The following is a 22,123-nucleotide window of genomic DNA, read 5'->3' as shown; positions in this document are numbered from 1 at the left end:
CATCAGTCCGTTCCAGTTGATCGTCCGCGTCAGGAAATCGCGAGTCGTCCCTGTCTCAGGTGAGACCAGCGCAAGATTGAGCCCTGCTAGGCGATTGAAGATCGTACTTTTGCCCGCGTTCGGCAGACCGGCCAGCACAACTTGCTTCCGAACACGCGACTGCATTCGGTCGGACGTCTGCTGCAGCAGCGCATCGACAACAGCACGGGCTCCAAGCAACCGGCGAGCGACCTCCTCACGGCTAACAAACTCAATATCCTCTTCGATGAAGTCGAGTCCCGCCTCCAGGTCGGCAAGCAATTCCAGCAGTTGACCACGTAGCTCGGCCAGTTGACCGGAGACACCCCCGGCAAGCTGCGACAGCGCCGTTTGCAGCTCAACCTGATCCTGAGCGTCAATCACTCCCAGCACAGCCTCTGCCTGGATGAGATCCAGTTTCCCGGCCAGGAACGCACGCAAGGTAAATTCCCCAGGTCGCGCCGGCCGCACACCCCGCCGGTAGATTTCACTCAGGACCGCTTCGATCAGGCAAGGCGAGCCGGGGAGGTGAAGTTCGATGAGTGGTTGTCCGGTGTAGCTCTGCCGATTGGGCCAGTACAGGGCTTGGACGGGAACCGCAACTTCACGCGTATCGCCACGAAACCGGATCGTCCCCGGATGCATCACAGCCGTTCGAGCAACGTTCCAAACGTCTGCGGCGACCGGTTCAAAGAGCCCGACGACGAAGCTCGCGACCTCGCGGCCGGAAATACGTATGATCCCGCGAGCGGCCCCCCCTGGTGGAGAAGCGATGGCCGCGATTGGGGTATCGACCGAGAAGTCGACCACGTGGCCTGCCGAACGCTCAGCAGGCAAAGCCGCGTCCACCCCGGTTGGCTGATTGACCAGAAGATCAATCGTCATGTCCCTCTCCCGAATCGTCCTGTTCTGACCTGCCGAACGACTCGCGAGCAGACCTGTGCACTTCACGTCATCGGAACCGGACAATGTCGCGGCTCAGTCTGCACTGGCAAACTGCCGCCATCGGCCGGTCCGTCAGACAGTAGGATTACTTCTTCTTTTTCTTCTTGTCGTCACGCCGTACGCCGTTGCCGAGCTGCCGCGTAGCCGAGTGCTGGTTGTCTGCCGACTGCTGCAACCGTTCCCAGAAGCTCCCCAGAGCTGTTGGCTTGGCGGGTTCGCTGTCGTTTTTTGTCGCTGCTGGCTTACCGATGACACCCGTTTTCACGGTCGAAGCGGTCGATCCGTCCGTCAGTGCGACGGCGGAAGCCTCTGCCGACGCGGATTTTCGTTTCAATCGTTCGAAGACCCAGCGTTCTGTCATTGACCAGATATTGGTCGCGATAAAGTACAGACAGAGTCCCGAGGGAACACGGAAGAACATGGCCCCCATGAAGATCATCATGAAGCTCATCATCTTCTGCTGTTGAGCCTGCTCCTCATTGGTCGGCTCCGGCATCGTCAGCTTTTGATGAATGAACATCAACCCCGTCGATATACAGGGCAGCAGGTTGAAATGGGTCCAGCCGAGCCAGGGGACGACGAACGGCAGCTTGAACAGCGCATCGGGCGATGCCAGGTTCTCGAACCACAGGAATGGTTCCATGCGAAGTTCGATCGAACTGCCAATCGCCCGGTAGAGCGCGATGAAAATCGGAAGTTGCAGCAGAACGGGCAAGCAGCCACTGAACATCAGGCCGAGCTGTTCTTTGCTCAATTCCTGAGCGGCCCGCATGTACTCGTCAGTCCCCTTGCCGTACTTCTGCTCCAGCTCCTTCTGCTTTTCCATCAGCTTTGGCTGCAGTTCTTTCATCTTGGCTGCGTTTGCCGCCTGATGTTTCGAGATCGGCAGCAGAGCTGTTCGGACCAGCGCCGTGAGGCAAATGATCGCAATCCCGTAACTCAGGCCCAGACTGTGGAACATGTTCAACAGCCAGACCATGCCACGGCAGATCGTATCGAACCATCCGTAGTCCATCACGGCGAGAGCGGGAATCTGTGCGACCAGTTCCTTCTTCTTCGGCCCGGCGAACATGCTGTATTCGTGCGTGAATTCGTCTTTCGCCGGGACATTGATCGTCGGAGACGACAGCGTAACAGAGACATCGCTGTGTTCGATTTTGGCAGGATTTTCATTGGTCACGACCGCCCGGGTCGACTCGACCTGATCCTGACCGGGAATCACAAGGGCTGCAAAGTAAAGAACATCGACGCCGATGTACTTAACCTTACGCTTCCAGACTTCGGTCTTGTCGGCCCGTGCTTTCTTCACTGCTTCCGAGGCTGAAAGCTTATTCTCGTCGAGGGTAACGCCGTCGTCCCGCAAAAAGCCCATTCGGACATCGCGGTATTTGTACGAGTTATCGGCATCTTCCAGCGGGACTCCCACCGGCCCCTGCAACGTATAGTTGAAGGGAAGTTCCTGATCAGTCAGGTTCTTGACGGTGACCTTCAGCTTCAGTTCATACCCTTCGAGCAGTGTCTGACGAATATCTCGCTGCTTCAGTTCTTCGTGAGTCAACTGCTTCAGCTCGAAGCGTTTCAACAGTTCCCATCGTCCATCAGGTGACGTGTACCGGAACGTTGCCGTACGGTCTTTTTCCTGAGGATCTGCTGGTTCGACGATTTCCCAGGGGATTTCATCGAGCGACGTCGAGGCCAGCACCTGATCGATCTGGGGAGACCGAAGACCGAACGTCCGCTGGTAAGTTTTTCGACTGGATCGCAGTTCTGCATCGTCGCTGCCGACAACACGGACGCGGTCACCACGGCGCCCGAATGCTGGGAAACGCTCCTTATCCGTCAGCTCGATATATTCCACGGATGCCCCGCGACTATCGAGATTGGCTGCCAGGAAGAATTCATCGATCTGTGCGTTGAGCTTGCTGTCGGGGTTTTTGTCGGGATCGGGAGGGCCGACATAGAGATTCACGGCGGGGTGCGCAGGAAGCTGAGGTTCTGGGGCGGCCGCGGGTTTAACCTGTGGTTCAGCGACTTCGACATTGGCGGGTTTCAGCCCGTCGGCAACAGCATCGCCACGACTTGCATCCGAGCTGTCTGCGGGTGTGTCGTCGAGATTAACAACCTGTTTGGGGGGTTTGGCGAACTCGGGGAAGAGGACGGGGACGGCGAAATTGATCCACGCCATCCAGATCGCCATCGACATCACAAAAAACAAAAAAAACCGCCGCTGTTCCATTCCGGATACCAATTTCCCAAGAAGTCTAGCCTGACAGCGCAAGGCCATTCAGGCGGGGTTTCAAACATTCAAGAAGGACCTGGGGAAATTTTCCCATGACCAGATCGATCAAACTTGAACGCAAGAATTCACGTCGCGGTTCACACACTAACTCTCAGCGTCCGTCAGCAAGACGCTCTCCCAGAAAATTGTCGAGATCAGGAATGTCAAAGATCTTCTTCGCCGTCTTGTTGAAGTCGTATTCGACTCGCTTGAAGAAGATCTTGTTTCCATCCAGAACGACGTAGGACGACCGATTGTCGCCGTTTCTCGGCTGGCCGACCGAACCGACGTTAACCAGCGCTTTTTTCTCGCCCAGCTCGTACTGGAAATCGATCTCTTCGGGGGCGAGAAAATTCAGGTCTTCGGTGAATACGCCCGGGATGTGCGTATGGCCCTGAAAACAATGACGCTCAACCAGTGAGAAAATGCGATCCATTTTCCGCTGGTTGTAAATGTCTTCTGGAAAGACATATTCGTTGAGAGGATTTCGAGCAGACCCGTGGACGAATAACAGGTTCGGTTCACGGATCACCCGCGGAAGCTCGCCGAGAAAATCCCATCGCTTGTCGGCCTGTGGACCAGAACCATTTTCCAGCGTCTTTCGCGTCCAGAAAACGGCCCGTTCCGCACTGGCGTTAAATCCTTCCGGATCAAACAGCGCTGCCTGATCATGATTTCCCAACAGACACTGCTTCGCAGAAGCCATGATCCGATCAATGCATTCGCACGGATTCGGTCCATAGCCAATGATATCCCCCAGGCAATAAATATCGGAGATATTTTGCTGGCGAATGTCGGCCAGTACGGCCTCAAGCGCTTCGAGATTCGCGTGGATATCGCTGATGATGGCGCGCAACACAATTTCCTTGCCGGACGGCTCGGGGCAAAAACGTCTCCCTCTCAATTCCTGATTGGTGATCATAAAACTGAGGGACGTTCGCGGCAAGCATTGAGGCCAACAAACAATCAGCTCAGCCACCACCAGGCGAGCCAGCAGAGTAGCGGAAACAGGAAGAACACGATCAGCAACCCGATGACATTGGACCGCGTACTATCGGGCCAGCGTGCCATGAATCCCCTTTTCACCGACTGAATTCTGATATCCGATCCCACCTGGATCGGCTCATGCGGCCATTTCACAGAATCAGAATCGCACCCCGAATCGCAGCATCAGACCATTGTTCACGTTAAAATCGGGCGTGGAATTAAGAAAAGTATTTTGTCGACCGAAGACGAGCCCCACCTCAAAATACTTGTCGTACCATTGGTGGTCGCTGCGAAGACCCATTCCGACTCTCCAGTCGGCGAGCTGAATCTGATCGCGGTTTCCGTTCTGCTGAATCTGGTACGATTCGACGTGGTACTCTCCCTGAGCATAGAGCCAGTGAGATCCATTGCCGAAATTCCCCAGAAAATAGCTGATGCGGGATTTCGGAAATAACATCCGCAACTCCAGACGTTCGTTCGGATTCCAGACGGCCCCGGCGTAGGGGATAATGATATCGTTAACGCGGTCCCAGTACTGGACACCCAACACCCACATCCATTGGGGCGAAGTTCGATAGAGCATTGCACCATAGGCATCCAGATTGAATGCCTCACGTCCTATTGAACCGTCAAAGTCGGTGTTAATCGACGGATTGAAATCAAGCTGTGCCGTCCACCCGCCGACTGTCGGCGAATTCAACAGGAAATCCCACCCGAACCGGTAGACCGAACCGGGAAGATCCGGATAGTTCGGTCCGTCCCACAAGCGAACCCCTGCCTGAGCCGTGTTCGTGAAAATCCATTCGGGGGTCAGCATTGCAGTGTACTTCAGCGCAGCATCATAAGCTTGTACTGAGAAATAACCGTCTGCCGGCCCTGATGTCCCCGCAGGAGCGAGATAGTAGCCGTCAAACATGGGAGTGAAACCGAATCGCTCGGGCTGAGGACCGTTCACCCCGGAAAGGACCGGCTGCCCCGGGTCATTCACATAGGGCAGGACCGGATCCGGCCCCGCCTGCAGTGCAAACGGGTCGTAGGGCTGGTACGGAGCAGCCAGAGGTGGCGTTGACGGAGGCGAATCATACGTCCCGCCATACGACTGACCTCTGACGACCGGGCGTTTTTGAGAGGGTTCACGCAGCCAGCCCGGATGCTGAATGGGCGCAGTAATGGCGGGGTCTTCTTCGCGGAAAACCACGGCCAAGCCACGATCCCGCTCTGAAACACCGGTTGCCTGTGCGGGCAAACCGCTGATCAGCATCGCAAACAGGCTCAGAAGAACGTTGCTCACCACACCGGCCTCATAAATGAACGTGGTACGGGGCGCACCGGCGACCCATCTGGTCCGGCAGGTTTTTCCAGAAAACACTTTCCTCGTCAACATCAACTCCGGCAGAAAGTGCCACTGTGCCACCGGGATCCGGGCCTCGACTTGCCGAGGCCTCTTTGCAGCATGGACTTCTCCGCATGTCATTTGGCCACCGTCGCAAGCAGAGAACTTCGGCATGACAGGAAAATCCGGATTGTGCTCTTTTGGCTTCCCGCAGAACATGAGACACACCACCGCCTGGACGTGCGGCATCGACTGGGCTCACAAAGGAGTAGAAAGAGTGATTCGCCACCCAAATTCCCAACGGGGATCCGTGGTCCTGCTGCTCATCTTCCTGGCTCGTGCAGTTTTTCTGACTGCCACGTCAGCGGCAGAGGAAGTCACTGCGGACTCATCGGGCCTGTCGAAGATCAATATCGAAGACCTGCGCAAGCATGTCATCACCTTGGCGGGGGACGCACTCGAAGGCCGTGAAGCAGGTTCACGCGGCGGTAAAGCGACGGTCGCTTACCTGCGAACGGCTCTCAAAACGATTCGGGCCCGTACCGCAGTGCCACCCGAACGCGTCCAGGAATTTGGCGGGGACTACCAGAATCTACTCGTTCTGCTGCCGGGATCAGATGAAAAATTGAAGCATCAGGTCGTCGTGGTGGGTGCTCATCACGATCACGTGGGATACGGAAAGGCCTCCAACAGCCAAGGACCGCTTGGCTACGTGCATAACGGTGCAGACGATAACGCCAGCGGCACCGCGGCGGTACTTGAGCTGATCGAAGCGTTTTCCTCCCTGGAACAGCGTCCCGCGTGCAGCATTCTGTTCGCGTTCTGGGATGCCGAAGAAGTCGGCCTGCTCGGATCCAAGCATTGGGTCGCCAACCCCACAATCCCACTTCAACAACTTCGGTTCGTGCTGAATCTCGACATGCTGGGACGACTGAGAAATGGCAAGGTCATCACCGTCGGATGGCGTTCCGCTGCAGGCCTCAGACCGTTCCTGGCCACTCATAACACCAACAATTTCCTGTTACTGGCTTACCAGCCGAAAGTCATCGCGGATAGTGACCACTACCCGTTCTATTCCGCCGGTATCCCCGCAATCCACCTGGACACGGATAAACACGATGACTACCACCGCCCGACAGACGATCCCGATCGCATCAACTGGGACGGCCTTCAATTCATGACAGAGTATGCCTACCGACTCGTCTCCGATGCGGCGAACCGGCCAGAGTTTCCTCGCTTCCGTCGTGACGCCCTCACCGAACCACCGCCCGAGTGGATGGTACAACGTGAAATGACACCTCCGCCGGTGCGATTGGGAGTCACCTGGGAAGAACGTCGTATCAAGCAAAACCTGATGACCATCGCGCAGGTCAACGCGGGCTCCCCCGCGGCGAATGCCGGGTTGCTTCCCGGAGACCGTCTCGTGCAATTCGGGGCCTGGCAGCAAAACAGCACATTCGACGAATTAAAATCCACGATCCTGGCGGCGAGGAACCCTGTCGCAATCCGCATCGAACGCCCTGGACTCGGATCCCCCCTCGAATTGACAGCAAACCTGGCCGGCTCACCGATTCGACTCGGCGCGGGCTGGCGCGATGATCCGGCCCTCCCTGACACCGTCGTCATTGTCCAGGTCATCGCCGACTCGCCCGCCGCCCGAGCCGGTATCGCGGTGGGTGATGTGATCCTCAGTTTCGGCGGGCGTCCCTTGAATTCAGCTGAAGAAATGAAGCAACGGGTCACTACCGAACCCGGCCCGTTTCAATTCCGTATCGAGCGTGAAGGGCGGATCCACGATCTCAGCGTTAACGTGACGGACGAACGGCAGCCCCCTGCTGCCGATGGGACCAATCCATAGGCCCGCGCATCCCCGCCGTCCAGTCGTTCAGCAATTGGCATCCGATGTCGGGTCATACATTTGAAAGCAAGAGATAACCCGATCACAATCACCACGCGGTCCCCGAGAATTATCGTCGCTCCGTGGTAGAACTCATGTGCAACGTCCATTCGTGACGTCAACCTGGGATCAAATGGTTCCTTCGTGTTCGTTATTCATTGAAACTTCACGCACCGTATCGTGGGAGTGACTATAAGGGAGTTCGCCGAATGTCGGCAGACCGCTCCAGAGCCCTGTTATAAATGAGGTTTTCAATCCATGAGATGTATCGTCTGCGGCCTGGCAATAAGTGGATGGCTGCTGAGTTCGATGGGCTGCGGAACATCAGCGATTGCCGTAGGTAGCGTGGGCGAGCCGGAGGCTCAAACCCCGATCAAAGTTGCTGACGCCGAGGCTTACAAGCCCACCCCGCTTCCGGATCGCGTGATCCTCTCGTGGACGGGTGATCCCTCACGGACGCAAGCGGTGACCTGGCGGACAGACACCACGGTTAAACAGGGGCTGGCGGAGATCGCGGTCGCGGGTGACAACGGAGTCTTTTCTCGCAGCGCGCGGCAATTGACAGCGAAGACAACGCCCCTGCAATCCAATCTTTCAAATGCGCACTACCACACGGTGGAGTTCAACGCACTGACGCCCAAAACGAAATACGCTTACCGGGTGGGCGATGGGCTGAACTGGACTGAGTGGTATCATTTCGAAACGGCCAGTGATCAGGCCGAGCCGTTCACCTTTATCTACTTCGGTGACGCGCAGACAGAGGTCAAATCGCTCTGGTCCCGCGTCATTCGTGAAGCATTTACGGATGCTCCCAAAGCCCGTTTTCTGCTGCACGCTGGTGACTTGATCAATCGAGCCAACAGCGATGCCGAATGGGGCGAATGGCATTTGGCCGGGGGATGGATGAACGCCATGATCCCCAACGTGACGACCCCGGGTAACCATGAATACGAACGGGTTGGGCCTGAAAAAATCCCTCATCTGTCAAACCACTGGAAGCCCCAGTTTGCACTGCCAGAGAACGGCCCTGCGAACCTGATCGAGACTGTGTACTACGTCGACTTCCAGGGGACACGGATTATCTCTCTCAACTCGAACGAAAAGATTGCAGCGCAAAATCCGTGGCTGGAAAGCGTGCTGGCGTCACGAGATTCCTCCATCCGTTGGACGATCGTGACCATGCATCATCCGATCTACTCCAGCGCCAAGAACCGCGACAATCTGGAAATCCGCGACAACTGGCAACCCATTTTCGACAAGTACAAAGTCGACCTGGTCCTGCAAGGACACGACCATACTTACGCCCGATCAGGACTCGTAAACAGCACGACGGGCGTCACGGCTCAGGGGGAACAGGGGACGGTGTACGTCGTCTCCGTCAGCGGCCCCAAGCTGTATGACATTGGCAAGCCGATCCGCCCTGAATTCCAGCGGGTTGCCGAAGACACGCAACTCTTTCAAATCATCACCGTCGATGGAAATGAACTGCGCTATCAGGCTCGTACCGCAACGGGTCAACCGTATGACGGATTTACCCTCGTCAAAAAGCCGGGTGAGGCGAATCAGTTAATCGAACAAGTGCCTCCGACGCCCGCCCGTTTGCGGGCACCAAAGTAAATCGCGTCCCGTCTGCGGTCCGCCCGGGCCGCACACCTGCCGTCGATGTTTCCGACAAACCCGAAAATCAGTGACCCGTAACGAAACCACCGGTCAGCGATCACATCGCCGACCGGTGGTTTTTCGTTTCTCGAGCAGAGACACTGCCCTGGCAAGGAGACTCTTCCCTGGTCTTCGTCTGCCCCTCAAATGGTGGGCTCGTTATGCGTTCCAGCCGGAATTGTCTCGCACCTTGATCATGGTCGCGAGGATGGTGTTCCAGGTCTTGGGGTCTTCCAGCGTGCTGTTCGGGAACATGCAACCGTCCCAGCAGATGTGCTGAATGCCGCGATCGGTTGCCCCCTTGAGCCAGTAGGCCGCCGTCTTGACAATATCCAATTTCCCCTTCGGATCATCGGCCAGACAGTGACGTCCGGTCTTATCGTGTGTTCCGGTGCCGTGAACGGTTCCATCGTTCTGGGCCACGTGGAAATCAATCGTCCAGGGCCGCAGAGCATCCGTCATTTGGGTGTAGGCGGCGTCGAATTCCGCCTGGGAGTATCCTTCCTTAAGCAGAGCATGCTCGGGGGCGTTGTAACCCATCAGGTACAGGTACGTATGCGCCTGATCCGCCTGGAATCCGACGGTGCCTGGCATGTCGGTCTGTTCGAGCAGATCGACCATATTCTTCCAGGAGTGCATCCCGGCCCAGCAGATTTCCCCTTCAGCGGCGAGGCGTTCACCGTGCGCTGCGGCAACGACCCCGGCTTCCCGGAACGTCGAGGCGATCTTTTTCGTGTTTGCAACAGGGTCTTCGAGCCAGTGGGCCGGACCTGTCGCTGCGTCGATGCGGATGACTCCGTACTTCCGGACGCCATGCTCATTGAAGATCTGAGCAATCCGACACGCCTTCTTCACTGCCAGAACAAACTTCGCTCGCTGCTCTGGCGTACCCATGGCGCTGTCGCCGACGGTCCCGGGCCAGACGGGAGCCACCAGCGATCCAACGGCAAGCCCCTTGGCGGCGATCTTGTCAGCGATCTTTTTGACGTCGTCTTCACTCAGATCGATATTGATATGCGGATCAAACAGGAACAGATCGACACCATCAAACTTCTGGCCGTTAACATTGGCCTGCGTCGTCAGTTCGAGCATGCGATCGAGTGCGATGAAGGGTTCGGCCCCCGGGGAACCTTTTCCGACGAGACCGGGCCACATGGCATTGTGAAGTCTTGGAAACGAGTTGCTCATGAATGTTCCTTCGAGGTCGCAGAGTCCTGTAACGTAAATCTGGAAGCACAATTACCGGCGCTGATAGTCACCCACATTGGGTGCATCAGGCTGCGCATCAGGGCCAAAATAGCGGAGTGAAACCAGAGGTTCCGATCCCGTATTTTCAATGGTGACACCCTCTGTAGCGGCCTTGGCCGTGACAAACACCTCATCATCGGTCAACTGACCGAACCGGATCATGGCGGGTGTCTGCAACCGCAATCCGTTAATCTTTCCTTCGCCCTGAACCGTAATCCAACCGTAAGCTCCGCCGTCTTTCAGTGTCAATTTTGCGCCTGGAATCACGGTCAACTCTTTCGCAGTGAAGAGTTGCTCACCATTCACCTTCCCGTAGACGATCCAGCGATCGACGTAGCCTTCTCGCTCAGTATCGGCAACAGGGATTGGTTCCAGATAGTTGCTGTCTTTGAAATGGGGATCGACATTCTTTTCCCAGTCAAGCGCGTCGACGATGTACTCAAGGTCGTCATGCTTGTCCTTCGGAAAATCCCTCGTCAGCAGCGAACGAGGGACGGCGCGGCCTTCAACCATTGACTGGTACATCCCGAAGACGTCACTTCCCCACTGGGGTTCGTAGGTGAGCAGGCTGCCGGGCGCATGCAGAACACGGGGTGGAATCAACCAGCCGGTACCCGGTTTCAGCCGGTAGGCCTTGGACAGATCGAGGATCCCGTTGTCGCCATCATTCCAGCGGGCGAGGCAATCGATCACATCCTGCTTGGTCGTCCCCGGTTCCAACCCCATGAAGGTGTACGGGAAATTGTTCACTGTCGAATTGAGCTGAGGCGGGTAGTAATACGATTCGGGCTTCCCTTCCTGCCCCACCAGTTGCGCACGCTCGGTATCGAGGTGCATGTGGTGCGGAATAGGACCCATGTTGTCGAAGAACTTGGAATAGACGGGCCATCGCTGGTACTTATTCCAGATGTGATCGCCAACAACTTCCGCTCCGAGTTCGGCAATGACATCCTTCAATGTGAACTTCTGACCTGCGTGCACGCAGTAAGACAGCCCTTCGTCGGGTGGTGCCCCTTCATTGGTCGTCGGCGTGGTCGAACTGAACCATCGTTCGTCGATGCCCCCCCGATGCGTCCCCAGCGCGTAGTAATCTGCCGGGTGCAATTTCAGACGGCGTCCGGGTTGAAGAAAGACCCGGGGGACCCAGTTCGGGGCCAATCGCAAGACCCCCTTGCCCTCGGTCAAAGCAGCGGACGCCAGTTGTTTCACGTTGGCCATGGTCAAAGGACTCTGCTGAAAGCGGTCGCGTCGTAAAAATCGATAGCCGAAACACTCAGTCCGTCGGAGCGGGGAAGGAGGACGGGGAGCGAGATTTTTGAGGTTTGTCACCTGAAATGCAATCGTCACGCGCTGCCGCGGATTGCGGGGCACGAAAATAGGCGGAATTCACTTCACGATGTGATGCGAACTTGATCTGGGATCACAGTAAATTTTCGCATCTATTCTTGTTACTGGGCTTCATTCGGCCATAATGTAACCTAACTTCAATACGAGGATCGGATGCCTCTCCCCGCAGGCAGGAAGGCCTCACAACTCTTTTCTGAAAGTGATTTCGGATGCCAAAATTCTCTTTCCTTTCCACCGCCTGCGTCGCGGCGGCATTCGTTGGCGCGGGACTTTCCAATACGGCTTCCGCCCAGTGGGGAACCGTAAAGGGCCAAGTTCTGCTCGACGGTGAACCTCCCGCCAAAACCCAGAAGGTGTTGGTCGTTAAAGGGGATGCCCAGGCGAAAGACGCAGCCGTCTGCGCGGCTCAGGATGTTCCCAATGAGTCGCTCGTCGTGAACCCGACGTCCAAGGGAATCGCGAATGTGGTGGTCTACCTTCAGAAGAAGCCCGCCAAGATTGCTCCCTCGGTTGCCAAAAGCGAAAAGTCACAAGTGACCTTCGACCAGGCCGGCTGCCGGTTCCTGCCACACGTTCTGCTGGTCCGAACAGACCAGACCGTCCTGGTGCTCTCCGACGACGAAGCCGCTCACAACACCCACACCTACCCGATCAAGAATCGCCAGGACAATTTTGTCGTGGCACCGAAGGATCGGACCGGGGTCTCGGTCAAGCCTCTAACGGTTGCTGAACGATTGCCCGTGAAAGTCAAATGCGACATTCACCCCTGGATGGAAGCCTACTGGGTGATTGTGGACCATCCTTATGCAGCCATCACCGATGAAAACGGCGAATTCACGATTACCGACCTGCCCGTCGGCTCGCACGAATTCATCGTCTGGCAAGAGACGGCCGGTTACCTGGAAAAGAAATACGTCGTCAACGTGAAAGAAGGGGAAAACGTCCAGAAGCCCTTAAAGGTTTCTGCAAAGATGTTTGACAAGTAATCAGACTGATCTCGTCAGGCAGGTTTGACCAGACATTCCTAAAAAAGCCCGGCAGGGATTCAATCCTCGCCGGGCTTTGTCGTCGACTGGGGTAGCAGCAATGTCCGATTTGCGACCGCTATTGAAGTCGGGTGATGCGATATCCCGGGTGGTCAGGAGTGAACAATTCATCCAGCAGGCGAACCCCTAATCCCGGCCGAGTCGGCAGCGCGATGTGTCCCTTCACCACCGTCGGTGGTTCATCGATCATCATGGGATACAGCGTCTTAATATGAGCCCGAACAGTTTCCTGATAGGTCACGTTCGCACAGGACGCCGTCACATGCAGCCCTGCAAACAGTGTCAGAGGGCCGGTGCAGTCGTGCATTAAGGCGGGAATATTAAACGCCTGAGCGAGCTCGGCCGCTCTGCGTGTCTCACTGATCCCCCCGACCCAGGTCGGATCGATCATCGCGTAGTCGGCAGCGCGTCTTTGCAGAATCAACCGATACTCTTCACGGCTGACCAGCATTTCACTGACGGCAATGGGAACTCCTGCACGGTCCCGGAAGTCCGCGATCGTATCGACGCAGTCTGGGCGAATGACATCTTCCAGCCAAAGTGGCTTCAGCTCACGCATCGCCTCGGCAATCCGCAGGGCGGCCGGAAGAGTGAAGAACCCATGCCCATCGAGCATGACTTCCATCTTCAGTCCTACCCGCTCACGGATAGCGCGGAATGGCTGCAGACCCTCTTCGAGATCGGTCCAGCTGACGCGATGGCCGCCCGTATTTTTGTAGATGCGGTCCAGCGACCACAGCTTCATGGCGGTGTAGCCTTCGGCCAGCAGTTCTTCAGCCAGATCGCCGGGTTGATGGACGCTGTTGTAGTTATCCTCGAGTGGACCAGGTCGGCCAAGATCACCATGACCGGGCCAGCCTGATGAGGGGGGCTCTGACGGACCTTCGGACGAGTACGGCCGGCGTCCGTACGAAGGACCACCACAACTGTTGTAAACCGGAATGGCATCCCGGACAGGACCGCCTAGCAGCTTCCAGATCGGCTTCTGCGTCAGTTGGCCAAGGATATCCCAAAGCGCCAGGTCGATCGCACTGATCGCCCGCAGCTCACAGCCACGAACTCCGAACGCAGTCCCCCGTTCGTACAGAAATCGCCAGTGGCTTTCGATCGCTGTCGCATCCGCCCCCAGCAGTCGCCGTGACATCCAGTCATGCAGTGTCGCCGCAACCGCTTGAGGGACGTAATACGTTTCGCCGTGTCCAATCAGCGGTTCTCCACCGACGGTTCCCCCGTCCGTGTGCAGCCGCAACATCAGCAGTCCCCCCATGATATCGTGGGGAATCAGAGTCTCGATCGCGGTAATGCGCGGCCCCCCCCGGAAAGCATGTTCCTGAGTGGGACTGGAAGCCCGAAAAGTCTGGTCAACGTTGGATGTCAAGGGAGTATTAACCTCTGGGTAAACCGCCGGATGGTAGTCCCGTCAAACAGATCGGGGACAACGCAACTATGGCGAAACAGCAGAAAAATTTGAACTCAACGCAGGTCCCCTCACATCGTGCCAGGAGTTGCCGCGCGGTGCCTCGGGAACAAGAAACCGATGCCAGGTTCTGGTGATACCAACCCGTCCCACCCGCGGAGTGGGCTGTCGAATTCCAGCGTCGATTACTCGCTCGTCGATGACCGGGGTTTGGGAACTTCAACTTGAATTTCGTTCCCCACAACTTTGATGGCGTAGCACTCGGTCCTGATTTTCGACTTGGGACTGTCCATCCAGGTCCCGTCTTTGACGCTGAATTTCCAGGCGTGCCAGGGGCAGATCACGTCGCAGCCTTCCAGATACCCGGCTGCCAGTGAAGCCCCCATGTGGGGGCAGGAATCATTGATCGCGAAAAATTCCCCACCGCGCCGAAAGACCGCCACCAGAGTTCCATTCAGCGGAAATGCTCGACCTTCTCCCTCTGGAATCGCGTCGGTTGTGCAGACGGTTTGAAATTCCAAATTCGCATCAGTCATCGTCGAATTGCCTTGTAGAGTATTCGTTGTCACAATTTTGAACTCATTTGATCCGTTGCACTCGTTCCAGCGTAGTATCCTCGGTCAGGGAAATCGATCCAGACATCAGGTCATGGTCCCCGATCGAAACGGCTGAAACGAAAAGCCCCGGATGAATGGGGACCGCCGTTAATATTCGTCCGCCTTGGTTCCCGCAAAAGATTTCAGCAATGTAAACCCGCTGGATGCGATGATGTTCCTGCTCAGGGGGACTAACGCGCACGTTGACTGTGAAGCAATATCCTTCCACGGAGCTTCGACGATGAATTCGAGTGAAGTGTGGTACTACGCTGACGGCCAGCAGTCGGTCGGTCCAATGTCACTGGCCGAACTGAAAGCGGCATTACCGAAGCTCGATGGAAAAGAAACTCTTGTGTTCGGTCCGGGCCTCGTCCAGTGGACCGAGGCCAAGCATGTCGACGAGATCATGGAAGAGGTGAGTCCCCCGACCCCGCCACCGCTGCGCCAATCGTCCCGACGATCCGATGAGATTGATTACGAAATCTTCGGCGAAGAGATGCAGTACGTCGTCGTGGAACTGGACCCCGGCGAAATGGTCATGGCCGAAGCGGGCGCAATGATGTTCATGACCAGCGAGATCAAAATGGAGACTCGCTTCGGCGATCCCTCGAAACAAGACAACTCGCTGCTGGGCAAACTCATGACGGCTGGCAAGCGGGTAATGACAGGCGAATCCCTGTTTATTACAACGTTTACTCAGACGGGCAAAGGCAAAGGTCAAGTTGCGTTTGCCTCACCCTACCCCGGAAAGATCCTGGCGGTCGACCTCACACAGATCGGTGGAGAACTGATCTGTCAGAAGGATTCCTTCGTTTGTGCAGCGCGAGGAATCGAATTGGGGATCGCCTTCCAGAAGAAAATCGGTGTGGGGTTGTTCGGCGGCGAAGGCTTCGTCATGCAGAAGCTGACAGGCGACGGCGTGGCCATGATTCATGCTGGTGGAACCCTGATGCGAAGGACTCTCAGGCCGGGCGAGGTCCTGAAACTCGACACGGGATGCCTTGTCGCCCTGCAGCCCTCCGTCAAGTACGACATTCAATTCGTCGGCGGTTTTAAGAATACTCTCTTTGGGGGCGAAGGATTGTTTCTGGCAACCGTGTCGGGGCCGGGAGAAGTCTGGCTGCAGTCCTTACCCTTCTCGCGTCTGGCAGGCCGGATGATGTCGGCGGGAATCGGGGCTTCTCGCAAAGATGAAGGGAGCGTCCTGGGGGGGATCGGCAGTATGCTGATGGGAGGAAATGAGTAGTCGGCTGACCCACAGCGCTGGCTGCTGACTACTGAACTATGATGGTACTGGGGTCAAATCGTGTGTACGCCATCACCAGCAATGGAACGATGGCCACGCACTGAATCAGCAGCGCTACGGCTGCAGAAATCCCCGCGATGGCCGGCGACTGAAAAGCGACCCCGCCCGGTATGGCTGCCAGCCCCATCAGCAGTAATGCCGCTGCCAGCATCAGCATCTTGAGCGCGATGAATACGATCTGTTTTCCTGAATTCTGGAAGTCACCGGGAGCCCCCTTCGACATTCGCGTCGGATAGACATAGAAGACCAGCTTATCGATTGCGAACAACAGGAAATTCATCGGAACCATGAGGAGAGCGCCACAGATCAGCCAGATCGCGACCGCCGGGAAGAAACAGCTTAACGTTCCGATAAACACAATCTGGACAGCCGAAACAAACAGGGGAAATCCCAGCAAGTCCCCGAGGACGATCGAAACAGATCGGATTGGTAGCGATTTCAGATAACCGACTCGCTCGATATCGTGCTGGAGAGTCAGGCAGATCAGGAAGCTGAGATAGGCCATCGCACCCACCCCGGCTGCCGGTGCCCCGAATTCTCGTGTCTGCGGTGAGTTCGAGGTTGCCATCAGGTAGACCAGCCCCGAAGCGAACAGGACCGCTCCTCCCAGAATCCACAACGTACTGGCGGACGACCGGATCGTCGTCGTCATCCGCTGCCAGAGAATGGGTCCGATCCCTGACCAAAACGGAAGCGGGGGAAGTCGGCGTCGTGCCACTTCGGAATTGGTCGGACTGAAGGCATCCCAGATCCCTTTGGATTGCAGCGCTTTCATTCGCTGCGTCATCTTCTCGCTGAATGCCATCGCCGCTTCAAGCGTCAGTCCATCCAATCGAAACACCAGGAACAACAAGGCCGTGTCAACCAGCAGAATGATTGCAGCGTTGAACAGAAACGACGGCCAGTCGTCCGCACGGAGCGCCCCGACAAAAACTTGAAATGGAACCAGTAGAGCGGATCCCGCAGGAGATTCTTTAAACATGGTGAGGAACGAAGCCAGATCCTCCGCGGCAGTCCCCGCAGTCTGCATGATGCCCATGAGTACCAGCGAGCCAATCACCAGCCCCAGTACCTGCCGCACGATCGTGTTGATTCTCGCCTTCAGTATTTGCCTGGTGAAGGCCACGTTGATCGTGAGCAATTGTACGAAGGATAACGTCATCACCAGTGCCGCCGCTCGCGGAAGGATCATTGATAGCCGGGGGGTTGAAACCAGGGCGAACATCACCGATATCGTGACCATTCCGAGATGGCTTTTCAGCAATGGATATGTCAGGAGCTGCTTTCGCGTGATCGGGGCCGGAAACAGGAATGCGACTTCGCTCGGGGTGTAGTAAACGGTTGATTCACCTGTCTGAAACAACAGGGCATAGCAGACATAGCCAAACAGACCGAGCGGCAGGAAATCATCCTGCAGTTGTCCAAAGACCTTCGCGAGCGGGGCGGATTGAGCACTAAATCTTGTGGCCAGGTAGAGCGAGCCGAGTCCGTAAAGAATCATCGCAAAGATGAACAGCGCCTGAAAGATCCCCCGGGGCGTTCGCAAGCTTTTGCGGAACTGGCGAAAGTTCCCCCGCCATTGGAATCGAATCAGCTTCCATAATGCGGGGTGAAACATCTTATCGCTTCCTGCGCAGTACAACCATTAATGACATCAACGCGAAACCGGAAATCTTCATCTGTTTAATCAAATGACCTCAGCCGGTCTTCGCAACGCCGAATGAAGTCTTTCTAAGGGGGAGTGATTGTTACCGATCGCCGCTCGGTGAACTCGAAAAAGATGTCTTCCAGCGAGGTGTTGTCACCTGCGGATTCAAGACGACTTTTCGCCTCTGCGATCGTCCCCTGAAACAAAGATTCGCCCCGATGGAGAATCAACAGATGGCTGCACAAGTCATCGATCAAATCCAGCAGGTGCGAGCTCACCATGATGGCTGCTCCATTCGCCGCCCGTTCCCGAATCGACGTTTTCAGAGTTCGGATTCCCCGTGGATCGAGCCCCGTCAGGGGTTCGTCAAAGATGATCGCCTTCGGCTGGTGCAGGTATCCACAGCAGATTGCGACCTTCTGCCGCATCCCGCGCGAAAGTTCCTGCGCGATCGTGTTTCTTTTTTCTGTCAGTTCGAATTGCTCAAGCAACCGTTCCGCCTCTTCCCGAAAATCGTTCATACGATAGACGGACGCGGTAAACTCGAGGTGTTCCCACACCGTCAGAACATCGAATAATTGAGGTTCATCCGGGATGAATGCGAGTTCTTTTTTTGCCGCCATCGGGTCCGCGACGACATCATGGCCGGCGACCATCAGGCGTCCTGCGGACGGATGGATGATCCCCGCCAGAGCCCGCATCGTGGTGGTTTTGCCCGCACCATTGGGACCGACGATCCCCAGAACAGAACCCGCCGCCACATCGAACGTCAATCCGCGAACGGCGATTGTATTGCCGTAAGACTTCTCATAGCCTTCTACTCGGATCATAGACTGCATTTCGTTGTTGGTGAGGAATGCTGCCCGAGAACGTCGGGTGACTGACTCTTGATTGGCCCACCGCGAATCTGGCGTGCTGGCAATTGTATGAGTTCGACGCCCAAATACCATTGTGCTCCCTACCCCTCCCGTCCAGATTCGAGCCGCGGGTCAGACGAATCGGCAGCGGCAAGGCTACCCGAAGTGAGACACGCCACGACCGTATTCTGACACAGTCCCGTTCTTTGTTTTGCCAAGTTCAGTCCTGCCCAACCCGGATCGTTTCAGTCATGTCTACGCCGAAAATTGTCCTTACAGAGTTAACCCGCGTTCAATTGGCGGAAAAACTCGCGGAACTCGGGATCGATTCCAGGGCGATCAAAGCTGTCTGGAATGGCGTCTACGTCCGAGGACTGACCGACTTTTCTGAGATGGACACACTCGCCCGAAAGACGCAGGCGAAACTGGCCGAACACTTCACCCTGGCCCGCCCGACGATCTCGCGGGAACTCATCTCGAGCGACGGGACCCGCAAATGGTTGCTCGAATGGACCGACGGACAACGGGTTGAGTCCGTCTTCATTCCGGAAACGGATCGGGGCGCTTTGTGCATTTCGTCCCAGATCGGCTGCACCTTATCGTGCAGTTTCTGTCATACCGGGACGATGAGACTCGCGCGGAACCTGACCGCGGCGGAAATCGTCGCGCAGGTCCTGAATGCTCGTGATCGTCTGCAGGAATGGGGACGCAAGCGAACCGAATGCCTCTGCACGAATCTCGTCCTGATGGGAATGGGCGAACCTCTTTTCAACTACGACCACGTCGCCCGGGCCCTGCGAATCATCATGGACGGAGATGGCATCGGGATTTCCCGTCGCCGTATCATGCTTTCGACGGCCGGCGTCGTGCCGATGATTGAACGCGTGGGTCGGGAACTCGGCGTCAACCTGGCGATTAGTTTGCATGCCGTCCGTGACGATCTGCGGAATGAACTTGTGCCATTAAACAAGAAATATCCAATCAGCGAACTTCTGCGTGCCTGTCGTGAGTACCCTGCAGCAAGCAATGCGCGACGAATCACGTTCGAGTATGTCATGCTCAGGGATCTCAATGACTCCGACGCGGATGCCCGCGAACTTGTTCATCTTTTGCAAGGGATTCACGCCAAGGTCAACTTGATTCCGTGGAACCCCTGGCCCGGCGCGGCTTACCAGACTTCTATACCTGAGCGGATCCAGTCCTTTGCCCGAATCATCGGCGAGGGGGGATTTTCGTCGGCCGTCCGAGCCACTCGGGGTGAAGACATCATGGCCGCCTGCGGACAACTGAAATCGGAGGCAGAAGACCTCCCGCACAGCCTGCTGCAACTGCAAAGATAGTCTCACGACACTTCGCACGACAGTTTTAATACCTTTTATTTCCCACCGGTTCAGTACCAACCGCGACACGTCAGGAGCTGGACATGGCCGAGAATCTCGGGTGTTTTCTCCGTCTCCTCAACAAGACGAGACCTCCTGCTCTGCATTGCAGAAGCACCTTCACATGATGAGTTGTGAATGCGACTGGCTTATAATAGTATTTATTCGTCAGCTTGGGTGAGCGGAGTGGGTGCACACCGCGTCCACAGCACCCGTCGATTATGCGCAAGTGTCGTAGCGATTCAGGGATCGGACTCATACGGGACCATCAGAGATGCCATACGAACGCGAGAAACGGCTTTACGACGAGCAGGGCTTTGTGATCGTGAGGCAACTGCTTCCCGAAGTGAAATTTGCTGAGTTACGCAAGAACATGGACCGATACATTCGCGACGTGGTCCCGTCCCTTCCCGACAGCGAAGCGTTCTATCAGGACCGGTCACGGCCGGAGACACTCAAGCAACTTCAGCGCATCGGTCGCGACGCTTACTTTCGCGAATTCATGCAAGACTCCCCCTTCAATGAACTCGCAGCAGCACTGGTCGGCGAAGATGTGGAAGCCGAAGAGCCGGAATGGTTCAATAAGCCCCCCGGCACCAACCACGTGACGCCGCCCCATCAGGATAACTACTACTTCTGCCTCGCACCGTCGAAAGTGGTCACAATCTGGATGGCACTCGATTCAGTCGATGCAGAAAACGGCTGCCTCCGGTATGTTTCAGGAACTCATCGCGAGGGATACCGCAATCACGCTCGATCCAAAATCCTGGGCTTTTCACAGGGCATCATCGACTACACCCCCGATGACTTCACGCGTGAAGTGGCCATTTGCCTGCAACCAGGCGATGTGGTGGCCCATCACGGGATGACCATTCATCGAGCTGACGCCAACATTTCCGCTGTGCGACATCGGCGATCGTTCGCCATGGTGTTCAAAGGGATCTCGTGCCGACGTGACGAAGACGCCTTTGCACGTTACGAAAAGTCAGCTCGCGCACAGCGCCAGGAAATGGGGCTGAAAAACTAGCACCCCCGTCCCCCGGTCTGTCCATGTTCGGATCCCCCCTATCTCGAAACGAGGCATTTCCCACCATGATCGACATGGGCCGATCGAGAACCGCGTCATCCATAGTTCACATGGTCCCGGCTGACCCAGGGCCTGTGTGGACAAAGGATTGTCGGATCGTGCTGGACGCTCCGCCAGATGAGGACACAAACCCCCGCCCCGAAGCAATCTGGCCGACTCATGCCATGAGAACAGGTCTCTCAGGTGTCGTGGCGCCGCGCGTGATCCGACTGTCTGGTGGCACTTACCGGATGTTCTACACGCAGATTCTTCCCCAACCGGGCCATCCGGGCGGCGCCAACGACTACGACCACTCCATCGCGCGAATCCTCAGTGCCCACTCAACCGATGGGGAAAGCTGGCAACCCGAACCCGGCGTTCGCCTGGGCCCCGTGGACGCAGGCAACGACATCCTGAGAGTCGTGTCGTCCGAAGTCGTGCCAACAGCCAATGCGAATACCTTGCGGATGTACTTTGAGTGCAGTGCCGGCTCCCAGTCCGACTCAAACTCCATCCGCAGCGCGCTCTCTACCGATGAAGGATTGACCTGGAGACTCGATGAGGGTGACCGCCTTGCGAAGCCGGGCTGTAATTACTCAGCACCCCGAATCGTGTTCCTCGACAACGGGCAAAGCCGACTCTACTGCTACGAGCGGGGACTGGGAATTATCAGCGCAATTGCCGGAATGGATGGCCTGGAGTTTCAGCCCGAACCGGGTGTGCGAATCGCGCAGGACGGCCCCTATGATCGGTACTTCGCGTTTGCTCCGGAAATCATCTGCACACCTGATACCCGCCATTACGTCATGTACTACGCCGGATATCGCGAACCGAACCGTGCCTTCATCCTGCGAGCAACCTCCGCAGACGGACTAAACTGGATCAAAGAACCGCAACCCGCAATCTCTCCGGGACCTGCCGGCTGGGACGCTGCCAAATCTTCCGAGATGTGCATTATCAGACTCCCCACTCCAACGGGTTCACCTCCTCGTTACCGGATGTTCTACGAAGCGTGCGACGGTACAGCACCAGGCGAACGGGGTGTCTGGAGAATTGCCAGCGCCACAACAACCTGACTGCTCCGGCCGACCGACTT

At 56.6% G+C, this 22,123-nt stretch carries 17 protein-coding genes; 7 read left to right on the top strand and 10 right to left on the bottom strand.

Annotated features, from left to right (window positions below; translation table 11 throughout):
* From VGE80_RS09600 to VGE80_RS09585, 4 genes are all read right to left on the bottom strand, one after another.
* A partial coding sequence (locus VGE80_RS09600) for a GTPase (RefSeq protein ID WP_440592505.1) occupies window positions 1-903 on the bottom strand: 903 nt, incomplete at its 3' end.
* A 145-nt stretch (window positions 904-1,048) separates the two neighbouring features.
* On the bottom strand, window positions 1,049-3,148 hold the full coding sequence (gene yidC / locus VGE80_RS09595; protein ID WP_440592504.1) for a membrane protein insertase YidC: 2,100 nt from the start codon (window positions 3,146-3,148) through the stop codon (window positions 1,049-1,051).
* Between the two features lie 205 nt (window positions 3,149-3,353).
* Window positions 3,354-4,100 (bottom strand): metallophosphoesterase family protein, encoded by a 747-nt coding sequence (locus VGE80_RS09590; protein ID WP_373651193.1) that lies wholly within the window; start codon window positions 4,098-4,100, stop codon window positions 3,354-3,356.
* Window positions 4,101-4,385: 285 nt separating this feature from the next.
* Complete coding sequence (locus tag VGE80_RS09585) at window positions 4,386-5,519, bottom strand: hypothetical protein (protein WP_440592503.1); 1,134 nt, start codon at window positions 5,517-5,519, stop codon at window positions 4,386-4,388.
* Window positions 5,520-5,838: 319 nt separating this feature from the next.
* Here VGE80_RS09585 and VGE80_RS09580 point away from each other — a divergent pair, with 319 nt between their 5' ends.
* Entirely contained in the window at window positions 5,839-7,419 is a 1,581-nt protein-coding gene (locus tag VGE80_RS09580; RefSeq protein ID WP_440592502.1) for a M20/M25/M40 family metallo-hydrolase, read from the top strand.
* A 297-nt stretch (window positions 7,420-7,716) separates the two neighbouring features.
* Entirely contained in the window at window positions 7,717-9,075 is a 1,359-nt protein-coding gene (locus VGE80_RS09575) for a fibronectin type III domain-containing protein (RefSeq protein WP_440592501.1), read from the top strand.
* Between the two features lie 201 nt (window positions 9,076-9,276).
* On the opposite strand, the gene VGE80_RS09570 is transcribed toward VGE80_RS09575, so the two are convergent.
* Together VGE80_RS09570 and VGE80_RS09565 are read right to left on the bottom strand one after the other, a co-directional pair.
* Complete coding sequence (locus VGE80_RS09570; protein WP_397570848.1) at window positions 9,277-10,305, bottom strand: sugar phosphate isomerase/epimerase family protein; 1,029 nt, start codon at window positions 10,303-10,305, stop codon at window positions 9,277-9,279.
* A gap of 51 nt (window positions 10,306-10,356) precedes the next feature.
* The gene (locus VGE80_RS09565; RefSeq protein WP_440592500.1) at window positions 10,357-11,583 is read right to left on the bottom strand and encodes a hypothetical protein; all 1,227 of its coding nucleotides are present in this window, start codon (window positions 11,581-11,583) and stop codon (window positions 10,357-10,359) included.
* 338 nt (window positions 11,584-11,921) lie between these two features.
* Between VGE80_RS09565 and VGE80_RS09560 the strand changes: the two genes are divergently transcribed.
* Window positions 11,922-12,698, top strand: coding sequence for a carboxypeptidase regulatory-like domain-containing protein (locus VGE80_RS09560; protein WP_440592499.1), 777 nt, complete (start codon window positions 11,922-11,924; stop codon window positions 12,696-12,698).
* 118 nt (window positions 12,699-12,816) lie between these two features.
* Here VGE80_RS09560 and VGE80_RS09555 read toward each other — a convergent pair whose 3' ends face one another.
* Both VGE80_RS09555 and VGE80_RS09550 read right to left on the bottom strand, forming a co-directional pair.
* Window positions 12,817-14,136: a mandelate racemase/muconate lactonizing enzyme family protein gene (locus VGE80_RS09555; protein ID WP_440592498.1), complete on the bottom strand. Its 1,320-nt coding sequence runs from the start codon at window positions 14,134-14,136 to the stop codon at window positions 12,817-12,819.
* Window positions 14,137-14,360: 224 nt separating this feature from the next.
* The gene (locus VGE80_RS09550) at window positions 14,361-14,711 is read right to left on the bottom strand and encodes a Rieske (2Fe-2S) protein (RefSeq protein ID WP_440592497.1); all 351 of its coding nucleotides are present in this window, start codon (window positions 14,709-14,711) and stop codon (window positions 14,361-14,363) included.
* A 301-nt stretch (window positions 14,712-15,012) separates the two neighbouring features.
* Here VGE80_RS09550 and VGE80_RS09545 point away from each other — a divergent pair, with 301 nt between their 5' ends.
* Complete coding sequence (locus VGE80_RS09545; protein ID WP_397570852.1) at window positions 15,013-16,017, top strand: TIGR00266 family protein; 1,005 nt, start codon at window positions 15,013-15,015, stop codon at window positions 16,015-16,017.
* A gap of 28 nt (window positions 16,018-16,045) precedes the next feature.
* Here VGE80_RS09545 and VGE80_RS09540 read toward each other — a convergent pair whose 3' ends face one another.
* On the bottom strand, window positions 16,046-17,695 hold the full coding sequence (locus VGE80_RS09540) for a putative ABC exporter domain-containing protein (protein WP_440592496.1): 1,650 nt from the start codon (window positions 17,693-17,695) through the stop codon (window positions 16,046-16,048).
* Between the two features lie 113 nt (window positions 17,696-17,808).
* On the bottom strand, window positions 17,809-18,555 hold the full coding sequence (locus tag VGE80_RS09535; RefSeq protein ID WP_440592495.1) for an ABC transporter ATP-binding protein: 747 nt from the start codon (window positions 18,553-18,555) through the stop codon (window positions 17,809-17,811).
* A gap of 278 nt (window positions 18,556-18,833) precedes the next feature.
* Here VGE80_RS09535 and rlmN point away from each other — a divergent pair, with 278 nt between their 5' ends.
* From rlmN to VGE80_RS09520, 3 genes are all read left to right on the top strand, one after another.
* Window positions 18,834-19,922, top strand: a complete 1,089-nt coding sequence (rlmN, locus tag VGE80_RS09530) for a 23S rRNA (adenine(2503)-C(2))-methyltransferase RlmN (protein ID WP_440592494.1) — start codon at window positions 18,834-18,836, stop codon at window positions 19,920-19,922.
* Between the two features lie 313 nt (window positions 19,923-20,235).
* Window positions 20,236-20,988: a phytanoyl-CoA dioxygenase family protein gene (locus tag VGE80_RS09525; protein ID WP_440592493.1), complete on the top strand. Its 753-nt coding sequence runs from the start codon at window positions 20,236-20,238 to the stop codon at window positions 20,986-20,988.
* A 158-nt stretch (window positions 20,989-21,146) separates the two neighbouring features.
* Complete coding sequence (locus tag VGE80_RS09520; protein WP_440592492.1) at window positions 21,147-22,103, top strand: hypothetical protein; 957 nt, start codon at window positions 21,147-21,149, stop codon at window positions 22,101-22,103.
* Window positions 22,104-22,123: the final 20 nt, after the last annotated feature.

The sequence above is a fragment of the Schlesneria sp. genome (assembly GCF_036405755.1).
Taxonomy (GTDB): domain Bacteria; phylum Planctomycetota; class Planctomycetia; order Planctomycetales; family Planctomycetaceae; genus Schlesneria; species Schlesneria sphaerica.
This window is presented reverse-complemented; position numbering and strand designations above follow the sequence as displayed.